Source organism: Hungatella sp. L36 (genome assembly GCF_014288035.1).
In genome coordinates this window covers 103519-119690 of sequence record NZ_JACOPC010000014.1, presented here as the reverse complement: position 1 = coordinate 119690, position 16172 = coordinate 103519, and the positions used below count along the sequence as shown (strand labels likewise).

The window sequence follows — 16172 nt, the reverse complement described above, 5'->3', positions numbered from 1 at the left end:
AGGAAATAGCAGATGAATATATCATACTATACAGCGATTTCGGCCATGAATGCGTTTCAGTCGGAGCTTGATGTGACTGCCAATAACATGGCAAATGTCAGCACCCCGGGCTACAAGGTGCTGCGAAGCTCCTTCGACGACCTGCTCTATACGCAGATGGATACGAGAAACGCAGACCAGAAGGTGGGCCACGGTGTGAAAACCAACGGCGCGGAGACCGTGTTTGACCAGGGAATCTTCGAGAAAACGGAGCGGGATCTGGATTTTGCTATTCTTGGAAAAGCGTATTTCGCGGTGGAATCCGAGGATGAAGACGCGGAGGAGCCATATTATACAAGAGACGGGTCGTTTCAGATATCGGCCACAGACGAAGGAAACTATCTCACGACACGGGACGGCCATTACGTGCTCAGCCGTGACGGAGACCGCATCGAGCTGGAATACAAGACGGTGGAAGGCAGCAATGGAAAGAAGCAGTCCACCAATGAGCTGGATTTGAGCGGACTCAGCGAGGTGATCGGCTTATATACGTGTGAGAATCCGGATGGACTGATTCCGGTGGGAAAGAACTTATACGGGACAGGCGCCGTTTCCGGAGAATGGGTCCCGATAGATGATATGGATGAGAATGAGGAGGGAAGCCGTCTGTTAAGCGGTACACTGGAGCTTTCCAGTACGTATGTCCCCACGGAAATGATCAATCTGCTCCAGGCCCAGAGGGCATTCCAGTTAAACAGCCGGATTGTCAGCGCAGCGGATCAGATGGAGGAAATGATCAACAATCTTCGCTAATCGAAACTTGAAGTATCTACATAAAAAGGGGGAATCCCATGAGCGATAAGAGCCTGATTTTTAGCATGTTTTCAAAATTCCTCGACAATGGCGGGGAAGACGAGCAGGACGAGCGCGAAGTTCGGCCCCAGACCGATGACAGTAAAATGGAGGCGGGCAGAGATCAGCGCATAGAGACAGTCGAAGACTGGAATGACGCGGAACGAACGCGCAGAGAACGGCTGGAACGAGAACTGACAGGCGAAAACGGCTCTGAGGAGACGGAGTATACGGCAGGCACAGAGGCGGAAGCAGATGGTCTGGGCGTAAAGGATTCTGGCGGCTCGGATTACATCGGTTCGGACTATGGAAGCTCTGGCAGCCTGGGCGGCAGAATGAGCCGCAGTAGTCTGGAAAATGGGAGTACGGCTGAGAGCCGGAAGGCCTCCGGTGAGGAAGAATACCGCGACGCCGGTGTCGAGCTGACGGTGTCAGACGACCGTATGGCGGTGTCTCTGATGCTTATAGAACCTTCAGGAGGCGGCAGTGATATTACCCGGGAACAGATCGAACAGGAGCTGGAAGCACATCGAATCATACACGGAATCGACGAGGAAAAGGTAAACACCATAGCGGCGGAGAAATTGTACCGCCAGATGTTTCTCATAGCCAGGGGAACCCCGGCGATCGATGGAAATGACGGCCGCATTAAGGACTATTTTCCCCGTGAAGCAAAAATAAAGTATGCCTCAAAAGGAAACGGCGGCATCGATTTTAAGAGCATGAACCTGATCCATAATGTGCAGAAGGGGGAACTGGTCTGTGAACTGACCATGCCCACCGAGCCGCAGGATGGAGTGGATGTCTTCGGACAGCCGGTCAGGGGAAAGAACGGTACCATGCCCCCGATTCCACAGGGAAAAAATGTTGTCTACTCCCCGGAACGCGACAAGCTCCTGACTGCCTGCGAAGGCAACTTAACCTTTCGAAACGGCAGGTTTCAGGTGGAGAACGTCTTTGTGGTGTCGGGAAATGTGGATAATTCCATAGGAAATATTGATTTTACAGGGAGTGTCACCATTCACGGCGACGTCTTTGAAGGATATACCGTTAAAGCTAAGGGTGACATCACAGTCATGGGAATCGTGGAAGGCGCGGTTCTGCAGGCGGGCGGAAGTATCTTACTCCATAAGGGGATGCGGGGAATGAAGAGCGGCGTTCTGGAAGCAGGCACGGATATTACCGCTAAGTTCCTGGAGGATTGTACCATTTATGCGCAGCACAATATTCAGGCTGAGTATATCATCAACTCGGAGGTATCCTGCGGCCATGATCTGACTCTGATCGGAAAGCGGGGGGCATTTATTGCCGGAAGCTGTGCGGTTCATAACTGCATGAATGTGAAGACTGTGGGAGCTTCCAGCCATGTATCTACGATAGTAACGCTGGGCGTGACGCCGCAGCTGATGGAGGAAGTGGAGAAGATCAGCGTCGATCTGGTGGCTGTCTCCAGGAAACAGGCGGAGACGGCTAAGGACATCAGCTACCTGAACGGAAAGCTGAAGGATGGCAGCATTACACCGAGGCAGAAGGAGCGCCTGGCAAAGCTCAAGTTAGAGGCGCCGATCCACAATCTAAAGGAGAAACGGTTAAAGACGCAGGCGGCCGATCTGGCACGCCAGCTCCGTGAGGTGGGCAAATGCCGGCTGACAGCGGCGGAGGTCCATCCGGGAACCGTGATCAATATCGGGGACTGTAAGATGACCATTGTAAAGCGGGAAGAGAGCTGTTCCTTCTATTATCTTGACGGAGAAATCAGGAAAGGAATCAGGTAATGGCAGATATTTTACGGGTGACGTCCCCTGTGATTAACAAGAATATCATTCAGCCCGACAGGGCGCAGAAAGACCCATCCGTGCCATTCGATATGCAGGAAATCCGGCATATCACAAAGAACCCCTCGGGAAGTGCACTGCTGGGCCAGCACAACGTGTTCCAGAAGGAGGCCGGGGCGGCGACGCTCATGAACCTTTTGAAGGATCCGGCTGTGACTGTCAACTATTTAAAGAATATCTACATGCTGGAGGAGATTATCAGCCTCCTTCCAGTGAACAACAACACCATGACGCAGGAAATCAGGCAGCTGTTTCATTCGCTGCTCATCAACCCCGATGATATCGTTGGAGAGCTGGTGGATCAGGAATATGCATCCACGCTGTTTAAGGGACCGCTGTTCGATTTCCTGAGAAATCTGCTGTATGAAAAGCCGGAACTGCGGCTGGAGATGGCTGATTTCCTGAAGGCGGTAAATGGAAGCGTGTCGAGAAATGATGTTCTTGATTCCGTGGCCAACAGCCTTGAGTACTTATCCGGTCAGCTGGCGGGAAGCCGAAATCTATCCGGGATTTTTGGAATACTGTCGGACCGGATCCGCGCCATGATCGAGGGAGCCGGAGGACAGCGGGATATGGAAGGCAGTGAGACTGGCGAGGCCGGGGCGCGGCAGGCCGGCGGAATGTGGCAGAGCAGCGGCGTGTATGGACGCGGTTCAGAGATAGAAAATAGTCTGACGGAATGGGAAGCAGTCAAAGCGGATATTTTAGATGCCCTGAAGGAGTTGGAGAACAGCATTTTATTCTCCCCTCAGACGGAACGGATGATTCCGAATCTTCTCTATAATATGTCACGGTATCAGGATAATGAGTCCTATTTGCAGGAGGCGTTACTGAATCTCCTGATTCATGTAAACAGCCGGGAGGACAAGGACCAGCTGAAAAGCCTTCTGAAAGATTATGTAAACCAGTTTAGCAGCCCGGAATACCGGGAGAACCGTTCCCGAATTATGGATACGTTGGCGGAGATCATCAGGAAGCAGGACAGGGAGACTCCCATGAACAGCTTAAACGGTGAGAAGATAGAGAAAATTATCACAAGCCTTCTGTCTTCACCATGCAACTATACGCCGCTGCTTCATTTTGTTATACCAGTGGAATACCAGGGGATGAAGGCATTTTCAGAACTTTGGATCGATCCAAAAGATGAAGGCGGCAGCGGGCAGGAGCGCGATGGAGAAGACCACGTCCATGTGCTGATCACTTTCGATATTCCGGGAATCGGCCAGATGGAGGCGGAATTTCAGGTGGCCGGCAGGGAGATGGAGTTTTATCTGTACTGTCCGGAATCATACGCAGCTGTGTTTGGGCGGCTTACGCCTGATTTCAGAAAGATTATGGAGGAGTATGGATACCATGCGGCGGAAGTGGAAGTCAGCGGACTGGACCATGTGCGTTCACTGATGGATGTATTTAAAAATCTTCCGTACAGGAGGACAGGCGTCGATGTCAAAATATAAGAAAAACAAGGCGGTTGCCTTAAAATATAACGCGGAAGAAGACGCTTCCCCAGTTGTCATCGCCTCTGGCTATGGAACCGTGGCGGAGCATATCATAGATATTGCAGAGAAAAAGGGGATTCCGGTATTCAAGGATGACAGCGCTGCTTCACTTCTCTGCATGCTGGAGGTTGGGAGCAACATACCGGTGGAACTGTACGAGGTGGTGGCGGCTATTTACTGCAAGCTGATCGAAACCTCGGCGTCAATCCGGGGAGTGGAAGCGGCCGCAGCCGCGGCGGCTATGCCGACTCGCGGCAAGGAGAACGCTGCGGGCGGAAGGATCCGGAGAAATCTGGCCTCAGGAAAGAAAAAAGAGGAACCTGCAAAATAGTGCAATAGAGAGACAGAATGGTAACGATAAGAATGAAATGACAGAAAAACGGGGGTACGCGACATGGTTGACTTGTCAGACGGATATGTTGGATCTTCCTGTGTGATAAAGGCCAAAAACAATGATTTAATCACCATGGGGGTCATGCACCGGATTGGAAAGAATTTTATTGATATCGGCAGTTCGAGAAATGAACTTCCTTCCATACCGTATAATCTACTGGTCAAGATCGAGATTTATAACACACAGATCGGTTTTAAAGTGCTGATTGGGCGTGTTTATTTATCATCTCCAAAGCTGGCCCGTGTGATCGATTTGAACGAGGCGACAAATGATGAGCGCAGGGAGTATTTCCGTATCAGTACCAGGGACACGGGTGTCATCTATAACTGCATGCGAGGGGATGATATCCTCGATATGGAAGAGGAATCCACAGACTATAACGGTTTAAAAGTACATCTGGTAGACATCAGCCTGGGCGGACTCATGTTCCGCAGCCGGGAGGTGTTTAAGGTGAATGACCGTTTTAATATTGTGATACCTGCCATGGGAGACTCTATGCTCTTTACCTGTGAGGTGCGCAGAAGCGTGGACCGTCCGGATGGGGAATTTGGGTACGGCTGTGAGTTTATGGAGATGGCCACGAAGCAGGAGGATCTGCTTTACCGGTATATTTTGAAGCGGCAGAGTGATCAGTTGAGACGGATTCGGTAGATAAAAAGGACGCAGTGCGGGAAACGATAGGGCTGGCTGATTACGGACCTGTTAAAAAGGTGTGGCGGCTATGATAAATGGGCGTTAGTCTGGCAGGCAGGAGGAAGCGTAATAGATGGGAAAGAAGAAGCCGGAAGACCGGAAGGTGGTTAGAAACCGGCGGGTTATGATATATACATTTTTACTGATTTTTATGCTTCTGTATATTTCTGCGCATTTTACTGTGCAGGAGCGGAAGACAGCGGAGGCGAAAAAGAGCACAGAAATTGTGGCTGAAGCGGCGGTGGTTGATGGTGATAAAATGCTGGCGGCGTGTCCTGAAGAGGTTGTTACCGGTGATAATGCTGTAAAAAATGATATCAGGGAAGATGGTACCAGAGGTAACGAGATAGAGGAATCTGTGGATTCAGCAGATTATGAAATGGAACGGCAGGAAGAATTGGTAATTAATCCGGAAGATATGTGGTGTCTGATCCTGACAAATGCTGAATACCCGGTTCCGGAGGATTATGCGGTAACACTGAAAGATGTGCCGGGAACGGATCAGAAGGTAGATGAAAGGATTTATGAACCGCTGATGAATATGTTAGAGGCCATGAAGGAAGAAGGCCTGTCCCCTGTGGTATGTTCTGGTTACCGGACGCTGGATAAACAGGAGAAGCTGTTTAACAGAAAAGTCTCCGCTTATGTGAAAAAGGGCCGTTCGAAGGAAGAATCGTATACGCTGGCACGCCAGACCCTGTCAATACCCGGATCTGGAGAACACTGTCTCGGGTTGGCAGTTGACTTTTATACCCGGTCCTATCACCAGTTGGAACGGGCATTTGAGAAAACTCCGGAAGGAAAATGGCTTCGGGAACACGCACAGGATTATGGATTTACTCTGCGATATGATGAGGGAAAAGAAGAAATAACAGGGATTGGATATGAGCCGTGGCATTTCCGCTATGTGGGAATTGATGTGGCTCGGTATTTGAAGGAGCATAATCTGTCACTGGAAGAATTTTATATTGAAGAGAGCCTTTATGGATAGAGTGCACAAAAATCAAACTGATTTTTGTGCACTTTTACGATGAAGGAAAAGGTAAAATCGTCCGATATATATTACAGAGTGGAAAAGATGGTATGTTTTGGAAGCTCGGTCCGGTGTCAGACAGGGCCCGTCCGACATTGGAGATACTTATTTATTATGAGGGACAGGGAAGTCCCAATATAAAATTACATGGAGGTAATATTATGAGGATTCAGCACAACATTATGGCACTCAATTCCAACAGACAGTTGGGCGTAAACAACAGTGCAGTAGCAAGATCACTGGAGAAGTTATCTTCCGGTTACAGAATTAACCGTGCAGGTGATGATGCAGCAGGTCTGGCAATCTCGGAGAAGATGAGAGCGCAGATTAAGGGACTGGAAGCAGCAAGCGATAACTCTCAGGATGCTATTTCTTTAGTTCAGACAGCAGAAGGTGGATTACAGGAAGTTCATTCTATGCTTAATCGTATGACAGAACTGGCTACTAAGTCGGCAAATGGTACATATACTGATGATGTTGACCGTAAAGCTTTGCAGGATGAGATTTCCGCATTAAAAGATGAGATTAACCGTATTGCCGATGGTACCGACTTTAATGGAATAAAGTTGCTGGATGGTACGATGGGTGTTGGGACTACAGGTGCTCACCAGAACTTTACAGCTGCTGATAGTTTAAGTAACTTCGGCTGGACTATTTCTGGCGGAGAAGGTGTAAAAGTTACAATTGGGTCTGTAGCTAGTACTGGTACTAAGAGCGTGGTAGCAGGTTGGGGGGCAGATGGAAACTTAACATTAACTATTGATGCAGCTACTGGTGATAAAATTACACAGGAAGATATTAATGCGGCATTAGCAAAAGTTGCGGCGCCAGAAAGCGGAAAAGATTTAAAAATTGCGCTTGATAACGATATTACTATGACAGGTAACTCCACATTGAAGGCAAGTATTACAAGCCAGACTTCAGCAAAAGCATCACTTGCAACATCTGTGGATAGAACTGCCGGAAGTGGTATTGTTCTTACAGCTACGAAAGCGGGAGTTAATAACAGTGTTTTGGCAGTTACGAATACTGCAGGCGATCCAGTGGGAGCTACGGCTGCTGCAAACGGTGATGTAAAACTTAATCTTGATGCATCTAAATCATATTCTGCAAGTGAAATTAACAAGATGTTATCAGATGCTGGCGCAGAAATGAGGATAAGTTTTGATGGTAATAAAACTGGAGCAGATATTTTTGCTGTAGATTCTGGAACAGCACATCAATTACAGCTTGGTCAAAATGGAACGGCAGGAACGGGATTATCTGCAGGCGGTGGACTTACTCTGCAAATTGGCGACACGAATGAAATTTATAATCAGTTGGAGCTTAGCATAGGTGACATGCATGTTGATGCCTTAGATTTAACATCAGTAAATATTAGTACTAGAGATGGTGCTTCAGATGCCATGGCCAAAATAAAAACAGCCATCAACACTGTATCTACCAGCCGTGGTAAACTTGGAGCTATTCAGAACCGTCTTGAGCATACCATCAACAACTTAGGAGTAACCACAGAGAACATCACTTCTGCAGAGTCCCGTATCCGTGACGTAGACATGGCAAAGGAAATGATGAATTATACCAAGAACAGCGTGCTGGTTCAGTCTGCACAGGCGATGCTTGCACAGGCAAATCAGCAGCCACAGTCTGTATTACAGTTATTACAGTAATAAATGAAATTCTTTATTGTAATTGTTAATGTAACAGGAATGTGAACTATAGTTTAATCGTATTATTATAATCCTAAAAACGGGAGTGGTTTGTTTAAAACAGGCAGCTCCCGTTTTGAGGATTATTATTGTTTAAATACTTTTACATCAGAGTGAGATAAACATAAATGCTGTTTTTCTGATATACTATATGTTTAAATATTACATGTCAAAGTTAATTGATATTCCTATGATATATTTGGGTTATCCAGTCTATTTAAAAATTATTATGCATTATCAGCATTTCCCCTATCTGCAAGTCTGTCCAGTCCGGATGCTCATGAATCAAGTCTACCACTTCTTTTACATAGGAGTAATCCAGTTCCAGTTCATCAGAGATAATTTGTAAATTTTTCTTCTTAATGTATTTTTTCCTGATTATAGCTACAATCTTAGCTTCTCCGTGAGTCCGTCCCTCCACTCTTCCCGCCTCAATCATTCCCAGTATTGCCTCACACATATTGATTTTCCCCCTTTCATCCCTATATTCATTCTTCATAAGTTCCAGTTCTTTCGAACCGGTTACCGTTGTTATGACGTCAAAGGCCTCCTCGTCCATTTTTTGAAACCTTTCTTTGTTCTCAAATGTAAATTTTTGTTCTTCAGCAGGGTCGCCGGAGCGTTGAATAAATCCGAATACTTCACGTAAATCGGTTTTAAATCGATCGATATCATGAAAACTTCTGATTTCGAGGACGTGTATTTTGTAATTGTTTAAGAAAACTTTCAGTTTATCCGGCAAGGTTTCGTATTCCATGATTTGATAGAGTTCTTTCGCACCATCATAAGGTTTGTCACCATAATAAATGCAGATGGTGATGACTGGGTAAACCTTATCGCGGATAGAGAAGCCGCCCAGAAATTCATCGCCATGTAAATCTTTTCTGTTCCGGTGATGCTTCTGGATTCGACGCATCTGTTTATCGTAACCAGCTGCGTCTTCCAGCATAATTCGAATGGGCATGGCGTGATGCACTCGATCCTGATTTTCAAGGCCAATGATGGCAAATCCCAGACCCAATACTACTTTTCTTACAGAATCCCGGTATTTCTGAATCTTAAATCCGTCTTTGATTTTTGATAAAAATCCTGTTATACGGGAATCCAGCTCCTGGATATCAGCGCCCGAAACAACCCGTTCTCCGCCAAATATAAAGCCATTAATTAAATCCGCATAGCGGTCCTCGTCTTCAAAGTAACGAACCAGAGAAATATCCTTTTGCCCCATAGAATTCCCCTTTCCTGTTTGGCAGGGAAATAGATCGGCAGACTCCTGGCACATGGCAAGCAAAATAAAAACATTTTCTGGTTTTGTTTTATAAAATACCGTAAAATGCAGCTGTCAGCGGGCCTTTTCCCAGTAACCATTTTTGAAAATACCCGGCGATACTGCCGGTATATGAAATATCATGATTTGTGTATTTGGCAGATGAAATGCCAAAGATAATGTAAACATAAGTATATTATACCATAATTAAGAGTAAAATACAATGGCTTTTGTTATTATTTTAAACGTAATTTTATAAGACATTTTATTTTTTCCTATATTTAGAGTGAAAATATTATCGTGCTATATTTCAAATTTCTGGAATTATCTATCATTTCTCATCTGCCTATCTGCCCATCAGCGCATCTCTCCTCTCAACATTTAATTTTTCTATTCCTGCAGGCCGCCGCTATAACTGGACTGGTTATTTTCATACGCTCTGGGTATTTATGACCAGTCCAATATTTGTTATACTTCACTGTAATAAGAATACATATAAGGAGGATTTGATAAATGAAACGAATTATTACTCTACAGGATATATCCTGTGTTGGCTGCTGTTCTATTACCGTTGCGCTTCCTGTTATTTCTGCTATGGGAGTGGAATGCGGTATCCTCCCAACGGCGGTGTTGTCCACGCATACGATGTTTAAGAATTTTACCTGTAAGGACTTATCCGATCAGATTGCGCCGATCTCCCAGGCATGGAAGACGGAACAGATTTCATTCGATGGTATTTATACCGGTTACCTTGCATCTGCGGAACAGTGCGGGCAGATTTGCGATTTCTTTGATCAGTTTGCCACTGGGGATAATCTGGTGCTGGTTGATCCGGCTATGGCGGACAATGGAAAGCTATATCCTGCATTTGATGAGAATTTTCCAACGGCTATGGCGAAGGTTTGCGCGAAGGCGGAAGTGATTCTGCCCAATATTACGGAGGCCAGTCTGCTTACTGGTATGCCTTATCGTACGGATTATGATGAGGCTTATATTCGGGAAATGCTGGAGCGGCTGTTGGAACTGGGATGTAAAACTGCTGTTCTGACCGGTGTCAGCTTTGAACCTGAAAAATTGGGAGTGGCCTATCTGAATCGTGACGGAGAGAGCTTTTCCTACTTTACTCATCGTTGTCCTCAAAGTTACCATGGAACTGGTGATCTTTACTCATCTGTGGTATTGGGCGGTGTAATGCGTGGATTGAGCCTTGCGAGCGCGTTGGCACTGGCTGCAGATTTTGTCGTTCTATGTATTGAGGCAACCGCTGCTTCCGGCAGCTCCAGATGGTATGGCGTGGAGTTTGAGTCTCAGATTCCGAGGCTGTGCGAAATGCTGGAGAAACACCTGAAGGAAGTATAAGTGTGCCAAAACAAGCGGTAAATACCTCTTACCGGAAGAAAAATCCAATTGTATGTTTTCCTGTTTCTTGCTATAATAACAATAATGTCATATTGTGTGGAAAATTGTAAGTTATGGGGGAATTCTCATGGCAGCTACCATTGCGTTGTCAAATCAAAAGGGCGGTGTCGGTAAGACGACATCGGCGTATGTGCTGGCCTCGGTATTTAAGTCAAAAGGCTACCGGGTACTGGCGGTGGATATGGATCCACAGGGGAATTTAAGTTTCAGTATGGGCGCTGAAACAGATGGCTGTGCAACGATTTACGATGTTTTGAAGGGAGAATTAAAGCCTAAGTATGCGGTTCAGAAATCGTCTTTGGTGGACCTGATTCCTTCCAATATTTTGCTCAGCAGTATTGAACTTGAATTTACAGGGGCAAGAAGAGAGTTCCTTTTGAAGATGGCCCTGGATTCGCTGAAGCCCTATTACGATTACATATTTATTGATTCTCCTCCGGCATTGGGAATTCTGACGGTAAATGCATTTACAGCAGCTGATTATATTTTGATGCCGATGCTGTCGGACATTTTCAGCCTGCAGGGAATTATGCAGTTAAACGAGACAATTGAACGGGTGAGAAGCTACTGTAATCCCGATATAAAGGTTTTAGGGGCTTTTTTAACGAAGCATAACCCGAGAACCCGGTTCAGCAGAGAAGTGGAAGGCACGCTTAATATGGTGGCTGCTGATTTGGATTTCCCGGTCATGAACGCCTACATCCGGGAAAGTGTGGCACTTCGTGAAGCCCAGTCGCTGCAGAAATCAGTGCTGGAATATGCTCCTGCCTGTAATGCAGTAAAGGACTATGAGAAACTGGCGGACGAACTCTTCCAAAGGGGGCTTGAAGCAAATGGCTAAGAGCAGATCAGAAATAGATAAAGAGATGATGTACCGGAAGATTATGCCTTCTGCCGCGAAAAAGGGAGGAAATGTCGTTGACGGGGCAGATGAAAGCGCCGTCACCATGGAAGCGGGAGCTGCCGGTCTTATGGGAAATATACCTCCCGTTCCGACTGCCGCCAGTATGGCGAAGGCTATTCGCCGGCCAGCTGTTTCCATGCCGGTAAAGGTAGAACAAAATATGGTTCTGGTCAACCTGATGGAGGAACTGGTGATATCGAAGCTGGATGCGACACTCGACCGCTTTAACTGCTGCAAATGCGATAAGTGCAAAAAAGATATTGCTGCGCTGGCATTGAACCGCCTGAAACCGCACTATGTGGTTATGAATGAACAGGATGACGAACGCAGAAGAAAGAATGAGGAGATGTTCGCCTCAGAGGTGACCAGCGCACTGATTCAGGCAATCCTGATGGTGAAAAAGGAACCTCGCCACTAAACCACTTTAAAACAAACTATCCTATAAAACCTTACTAAACCAAACTATCTCAAAAACGAACCAGTCAAACGGCGCCGGCCTTAGAATTCATTCTCAGAGCCCTCCCGCAGCAGCAGGTTCGTTTTTTTATTCATAAAAGTACGTCAACCCGCCAATAAATTCAAAAAATCTAAAAAAATATCCCTCAAACTATAAAGTTTCCGGGATACCGTCCGATAAATATTATAGAGTTAGCAGAACAATCAGTGAGAGAAAGGAAGTCGGGGATATGGATGTGAAGGTTACGAGGAATTATTCCGTTTATCAAAACGCGGTAAACAGTGGCAGGCATGCAGAAAAATCCGTTTCTGTCCCGGCATCGGCCGATAAAAAAATGCGTGGTGACGCCATCTGCATCAGCAGTGATGGCGCGAAAAAGAGCGAAGCATCGTCATTTGCGGCGACGCTTAGGAAGTCCATGGACGAGGGCGCCCCGGCGGATAAGATCGCGGCGTTAAAACAGCAGGTGTCCGAAGGCACGTACCAGGTGTCGGCGGAACAGATTGCGAAAAGGCTGATGAGCGGTTTATAGAGAGGGAAAAAAATTGGAAGAGATAATTCGTTTTCTGACGGAATATACAGAAATGCTTGAAAAAATGGAACAGAAGCAGGTGGAAAAACTGGGGCTTCTGATGACAAAGGAACTTGACAAGATCGAGGAATCCATCATGATGCAGCAGGCTATGGATAAACAGCTTCAGAATATGGAGCAGAGACGTCAGGAACTGTTTGAGAGAATGGGGCTTACCGGAAAGACGCTGCAGGAGGTCGCGGAGTCGTGCGGCGGAGAGGAACGGAAGCAGCTGACAGACTTATACCGGCGTTTGGATGGGGCGATCGGTAATATCCGTTTTTATAATGAAAAGGCGGAAAGCCTGGCAAAGTCGGAACTGGAGAAGATGGGACTGGACGCGCGGATGGTGGGAAATCCAACCGGCATCTACGGGAAGACGGTGGGACCCAAAGGCCAGCGGTTTGAGAAAAAGGTCTGATGGGGGACCGGTATAGGAGAGTGAAGAATTGAGACCGACATTTATGGGGCTGGAAACGGCCAAACGCGGGCTGATGGTGAACCAGAAGGCTCTCGATATCATTGGCAACAACATCAGCAATATCAATACAAAGGGCTATACGAGACAGCGTCTCGATACCGTTTCCGTACAGGTTTACGGAAGCGACAGGTTCCAGTACAGCTCCATACCGCTGGCTGGCCAGGGCGTGGACGCAAGCGGTGTGAGCCAGATCAGAAATCCCTATTTGGACACGAAATTCCGGGAGCAGTATTCGGACGTGGGTTATTTTGACCAGAAGGCCGCTGTTATGGAGCAGATGGAAGGTATCTTGAGTGATCCGGAGGTGGAAGGGACCGGTATCAAGGATGCACTTACCGTGCTTTCTCAGGCGCTGGCGGATTTCAGCCAGCATCCGTACCAGGAGACCAACGCCAATATCGTGCTGAATGCATTTAAGGGCATTACCCAGGTGCTGAATGAATACGATACCAACTTAAAGAGTCTGGAGGAAATGACGAAAAATGATCTGTCTATCGCTGTGGATGACATTAACACGAAGTTAAAACAGCTCAGCGATTTGAATAAGTCCATCGCCCACGAGATATTTGTCAACGACGATTACGACGGCGTGAACTACGGTCCGAATGATCTTCTGGATCAGAGAAATACCATTCTCGACGATTTGTCACGATACGGGAAGCTGGAAGTCATTTCACTGGATCAGGGAAGAATTCAGGTGAAGCTGGGCGGGAAGCTGGTGGTCGACGCCAACGGCGGAAATTACAGCAACGATGCGGTGAGAATCGGACTGGACGGAACCTCGCTTTCCTGGGGAGACGGGACGACGGCCAATCTGGGGGCCGGAGCGATCAGGGGATTCGAAGATATGCTGACCGGCAATAATTCATTGAACGCAGGAATTCCCTACTATGAGCGCAAACTGGACGATTTCGCGCAGACCATGGCAAATGTATTTAACAGCATGGTTCACGAGGATGATCCGAATAAGCCGGGACCGTTTAAGACGCTTATCCAGGGGGATTTTAATGGAAAGGTCAGCGCCGGCAATATCCGGATCAGTGATATGTGGACAAAGGATTCCGCCTATATTATCCGAAAAAAGAATCCGGATGGAGATCTCGATAATGAGGATATTCTCGCCATGAAAGCGGCTCTGGAGAAGGATTTTGAGTTCGGGGAAGGCAGTGACAAATTCACGGGGACCTTCAGTGAGTTTATCACAGGATACACCAATACACTGGGAACCGATAAAAAGACCAATGACTCCAGGCTTAAGGCGTCTCTTGCAATTGCGGAGAGCGTGGAATCGGACCGCATGGGAGTATCGGGAGTGTCACTGAACGAAGAAGGCATTAACATGATGACCTATAACAAGGCATACTCGGCACTGGGAAGACTGATGACAACCATGGATGAACAGCTGGATATGATTATCAACCAGATGGGGTTGGTAGGAAGGTAAAGAGGGGCATATGAGAATTACAGAAAATATGATGACGGCAATGTATAACAGGAATCTCCAGAGAAATGTAGCGAATCTGGCGTCCTCAAACCTGAAGCTGACTTCTCAGAGGCAGTATAATCACGTTTCCGAGGACCCGGCCGCCGCAGCCAAGGCATTTACCGTGCGTGATCAGATCGCCAGGAGCGAAGAACATATCAATACAGTAAAAAATGCAGTGGGAGAGCTGGACACGGCGGATTCCAATATTGCAACAATTAATTCAATACTGGAGACCGTTTTCGAGAAGGCAACCAGGGCGGGCGGCGCCAGCAGCCAGGACAGTCTGGATGCGATTGCCGAGGAGCTGGGAGGACTGAAGGAAGAGATTCTTCAGACCATGAATGCCAGATATGGAGATAAATTCCTGTTTTCCGGTTCGGCAAACGGCGACGCGCCATTTACGCTGGACGCAGACGGAAATCTGCTGTTTAACGGCAAGGCGGTAGACGCCTATGATCCGGAAGATCCGGCTACTCATTTCAATGAAAACAAACCGGTTTATCTGGATATTGGCTTCGGAACCTACGCCAGCGGCACGAACACGGCGGGAACCGGAATCCGGATTTCCACATCGGGTGTCGATGTGCTGGGCTACGGTACCGATGATCAGGGACTCCCCAATAACCTGTACAGCCTGATCGGGAAGATGGAAGGCCAGTTGAAGGACGGAGATAAGAGCGGTGCCATGGACACGCTCACACAGCTTAAGAAGAAGCAGAGCAATATATCGATAGCAACCTCTGAGATCGGTACAAGGGAAAAGCTTTTAGACCGCACGAAGGATCGTCTGGAGAGCGGCCTTGTCAATCTCAAAGAGACCCAGAAAAATCTGGAGGCGGTAAGCGTGGAGACGGAGGCCGTTAATAACAAGTCTTATGAAACTGCCTGGATGGTAACTTTGCAGCTTGGATCCAGCATCATACCACCCTCGATTTTTGATTTCATGAAATAATATCAGGAGAAGAGGTGTCATAACATGAATGTATTGAAAATTACGACAACGCCCATCAGGTTGTCTATGACGTCGCAGCGGGCCAGACTGGACAGCGAGATCCCAGACCCGGAGATCGGCATCATACAGAACCCGGGGCGCCTGAATATGAAATCTGAAAATATTAAAGTAAATATTGATACCTCACGTTCCAGAGACAGCATGGGATTTAAGACGGCCAGGGGACTGATGAGCGATGCGGCCCAGGCGGGGCTGAAAGCCGCCGCCGATGCGACAGCCCAGTATTCGAGAGTCGGCAACCAGATGATGCAGATTCAGGATGGGGTCACCGTGGCGGATATCATGAAAAATCAGATGCTCGCGCAGACGAATGTGACGACAGGAATCGGATTTATCCCTTCCGTGGGAGCGGATATTTCCTGGACTCCGGCGGATCTGGCCATTGATTTCGCACCGGCCTCCGTGAATTTTGAGCCGAAGGTACAGAAGACGGAATCGGTCTACGTGCCAGGCGAGCTGAATGTAAATGTGGAGCAGTATCCAAGAGTGGATATCGAGTACATAGGTGAGCCCATGTACGTTCCGCCGAGTGCAAATCCGGCTTATGAAGAATAACATGGTGAAAGATGCGGAGGGAAAAA

Annotated in this window: 16 protein-coding genes; 15 read left to right on the top strand and 1 reads right to left on the bottom strand. The window is 47.3% G+C overall.

The window, feature by feature from the left end:
- The first annotated feature begins 12 nt into the window (after window positions 1-12).
- The 7 genes from H8S80_RS25945 to H8S80_RS25915 all read left to right on the top strand — a co-directional run bounded on the left by H8S80_RS25945 (window position 13) and on the right by H8S80_RS25915 (window position 7955).
- Entirely contained in the window at window positions 13-792 is a 780-nt protein-coding gene (locus tag H8S80_RS25945; RefSeq protein ID WP_002605102.1) for a flagellar hook-basal body protein, read from the top strand.
- Window positions 793-830: 38 nt separating this feature from the next.
- Window positions 831-2606: a flagellar assembly protein A gene (locus tag H8S80_RS25940; protein WP_025531611.1), complete on the top strand. Its 1776-nt coding sequence runs from the start codon at window positions 831-833 to the stop codon at window positions 2604-2606.
- Window positions 2606-4123: an antitoxin gene (locus H8S80_RS25935; RefSeq protein ID WP_117633025.1), complete on the top strand. Its 1518-nt coding sequence runs from the start codon at window positions 2606-2608 to the stop codon at window positions 4121-4123. Before H8S80_RS25940 ends, H8S80_RS25935 begins: the two co-directional genes overlap by 1 nt.
- On the top strand, window positions 4110-4496 hold the full coding sequence (locus tag H8S80_RS25930) for an EscU/YscU/HrcU family type III secretion system export apparatus switch protein (RefSeq protein ID WP_117633024.1): 387 nt from the start codon (window positions 4110-4112) through the stop codon (window positions 4494-4496). The genes H8S80_RS25935 and H8S80_RS25930 overlap by 14 nt, the downstream gene beginning before the upstream one ends.
- A 63-nt stretch (window positions 4497-4559) precedes the next feature.
- Window positions 4560-5210 carry a flagellar brake protein gene (locus H8S80_RS25925; protein ID WP_002605098.1) on the top strand — a complete coding sequence of 217 codons (651 nt, stop codon included), beginning with the start codon at window positions 4560-4562 and terminating at the stop codon, window positions 5208-5210.
- A gap of 115 nt (window positions 5211-5325) precedes the next feature.
- Window positions 5326-6243 carry a M15 family metallopeptidase gene (locus tag H8S80_RS25920; protein WP_117633023.1) on the top strand — a complete coding sequence of 306 codons (918 nt, stop codon included), beginning with the start codon at window positions 5326-5328 and terminating at the stop codon, window positions 6241-6243.
- Between the two features lie 203 nt (window positions 6244-6446).
- Window positions 6447-7955, top strand: coding sequence for a flagellin N-terminal helical domain-containing protein (locus tag H8S80_RS25915; protein WP_117633060.1), 1509 nt, complete (start codon window positions 6447-6449; stop codon window positions 7953-7955).
- A gap of 256 nt (window positions 7956-8211) precedes the next feature.
- Here the strand turns inward: H8S80_RS25915 and H8S80_RS25910 are convergent, their stop codons facing one another.
- Complete coding sequence (locus H8S80_RS25910; RefSeq protein WP_117633022.1) at window positions 8212-9222, bottom strand: transposase; 1011 nt, start codon at window positions 9220-9222, stop codon at window positions 8212-8214.
- Window positions 9223-9774: 552 nt separating this feature from the next.
- Between H8S80_RS25910 and H8S80_RS25905 the strand changes: the two genes are divergently transcribed.
- The 8 genes from H8S80_RS25905 (at window position 9775) to H8S80_RS25870 (ending at window position 16146) form a co-directional block, all read left to right on the top strand.
- Entirely contained in the window at window positions 9775-10620 is an 846-nt protein-coding gene (locus tag H8S80_RS25905; protein WP_117633021.1) for a pyridoxamine kinase, read from the top strand.
- A gap of 127 nt (window positions 10621-10747) precedes the next feature.
- On the top strand, window positions 10748-11521 hold the full coding sequence (locus H8S80_RS25900; RefSeq protein ID WP_002605093.1) for a ParA family protein: 774 nt from the start codon (window positions 10748-10750) through the stop codon (window positions 11519-11521).
- Window positions 11514-12002, top strand: coding sequence for a late competence development ComFB family protein (locus tag H8S80_RS25895; protein ID WP_117633020.1), 489 nt, complete (start codon window positions 11514-11516; stop codon window positions 12000-12002). The genes H8S80_RS25900 and H8S80_RS25895 overlap by 8 nt, the downstream gene beginning before the upstream one ends.
- A 268-nt stretch (window positions 12003-12270) precedes the next feature.
- Entirely contained in the window at window positions 12271-12573 is a 303-nt protein-coding gene (locus tag H8S80_RS25890; protein ID WP_002605091.1) for a flagellar biosynthesis anti-sigma factor FlgM, read from the top strand.
- Between the two features lie 13 nt (window positions 12574-12586).
- A complete protein-coding gene (flgN, locus tag H8S80_RS25885) occupies window positions 12587-13033 on the top strand; it encodes a flagellar export chaperone FlgN (protein WP_002605090.1) in 447 nt (148 codons plus the stop codon).
- Window positions 13034-13061: 28 nt separating this feature from the next.
- Entirely contained in the window at window positions 13062-14537 is a 1476-nt protein-coding gene (gene flgK, locus H8S80_RS25880) for a flagellar hook-associated protein FlgK (RefSeq protein ID WP_117633019.1), read from the top strand.
- Between the two features lie 10 nt (window positions 14538-14547).
- Window positions 14548-15531 carry a flagellin N-terminal helical domain-containing protein gene (locus H8S80_RS25875; protein WP_117633018.1) on the top strand — a complete coding sequence of 328 codons (984 nt, stop codon included), beginning with the start codon at window positions 14548-14550 and terminating at the stop codon, window positions 15529-15531.
- Window positions 15532-15555: 24 nt separating this feature from the next.
- Window positions 15556-16146, top strand: coding sequence for a DUF6470 family protein (locus tag H8S80_RS25870; protein ID WP_025531622.1), 591 nt, complete (start codon window positions 15556-15558; stop codon window positions 16144-16146).
- Window positions 16147-16172: the final 26 nt, after the last annotated feature.

Coding starts and splice junctions, on each gene's coding strand:
- H8S80_RS25945 (WP_002605102.1), top strand. CDS start 13: ATGAATATATCATACTATACAGCGATTTCGGCCATGAATGCGTTTCAG.
- H8S80_RS25940 (WP_025531611.1), top strand. CDS start 831: ATGAGCGATAAGAGCCTGATTTTTAGCATGTTTTCAAAATTCCTCGAC.
- H8S80_RS25935 (WP_117633025.1), top strand. CDS start 2,606: ATGGCAGATATTTTACGGGTGACGTCCCCTGTGATTAACAAGAATATC.
- H8S80_RS25930 (WP_117633024.1), top strand. CDS start 4,110: ATGTCAAAATATAAGAAAAACAAGGCGGTTGCCTTAAAATATAACGCG.
- H8S80_RS25925 (WP_002605098.1), top strand. CDS start 4,560: ATGGTTGACTTGTCAGACGGATATGTTGGATCTTCCTGTGTGATAAAG.
- H8S80_RS25920 (WP_117633023.1), top strand. CDS start 5,326: ATGGGAAAGAAGAAGCCGGAAGACCGGAAGGTGGTTAGAAACCGGCGG.
- H8S80_RS25915 (WP_117633060.1), top strand. CDS start 6,447: ATGAGGATTCAGCACAACATTATGGCACTCAATTCCAACAGACAGTTG.
- H8S80_RS25910 (WP_117633022.1), bottom strand. CDS start 9,222: ATGGGGCAAAAGGATATTTCTCTGGTTCGTTACTTTGAAGACGAGGAC.
- H8S80_RS25905 (WP_117633021.1), top strand. CDS start 9,775: ATGAAACGAATTATTACTCTACAGGATATATCCTGTGTTGGCTGCTGT.
- H8S80_RS25900 (WP_002605093.1), top strand. CDS start 10,748: ATGGCAGCTACCATTGCGTTGTCAAATCAAAAGGGCGGTGTCGGTAAG.
- H8S80_RS25895 (WP_117633020.1), top strand. CDS start 11,514: ATGGCTAAGAGCAGATCAGAAATAGATAAAGAGATGATGTACCGGAAG.
- H8S80_RS25890 (WP_002605091.1), top strand. CDS start 12,271: ATGGATGTGAAGGTTACGAGGAATTATTCCGTTTATCAAAACGCGGTA.
- H8S80_RS25875 (WP_117633018.1), top strand. CDS start 14,548: ATGAGAATTACAGAAAATATGATGACGGCAATGTATAACAGGAATCTC.
- H8S80_RS25870 (WP_025531622.1), top strand. CDS start 15,556: ATGAATGTATTGAAAATTACGACAACGCCCATCAGGTTGTCTATGACG.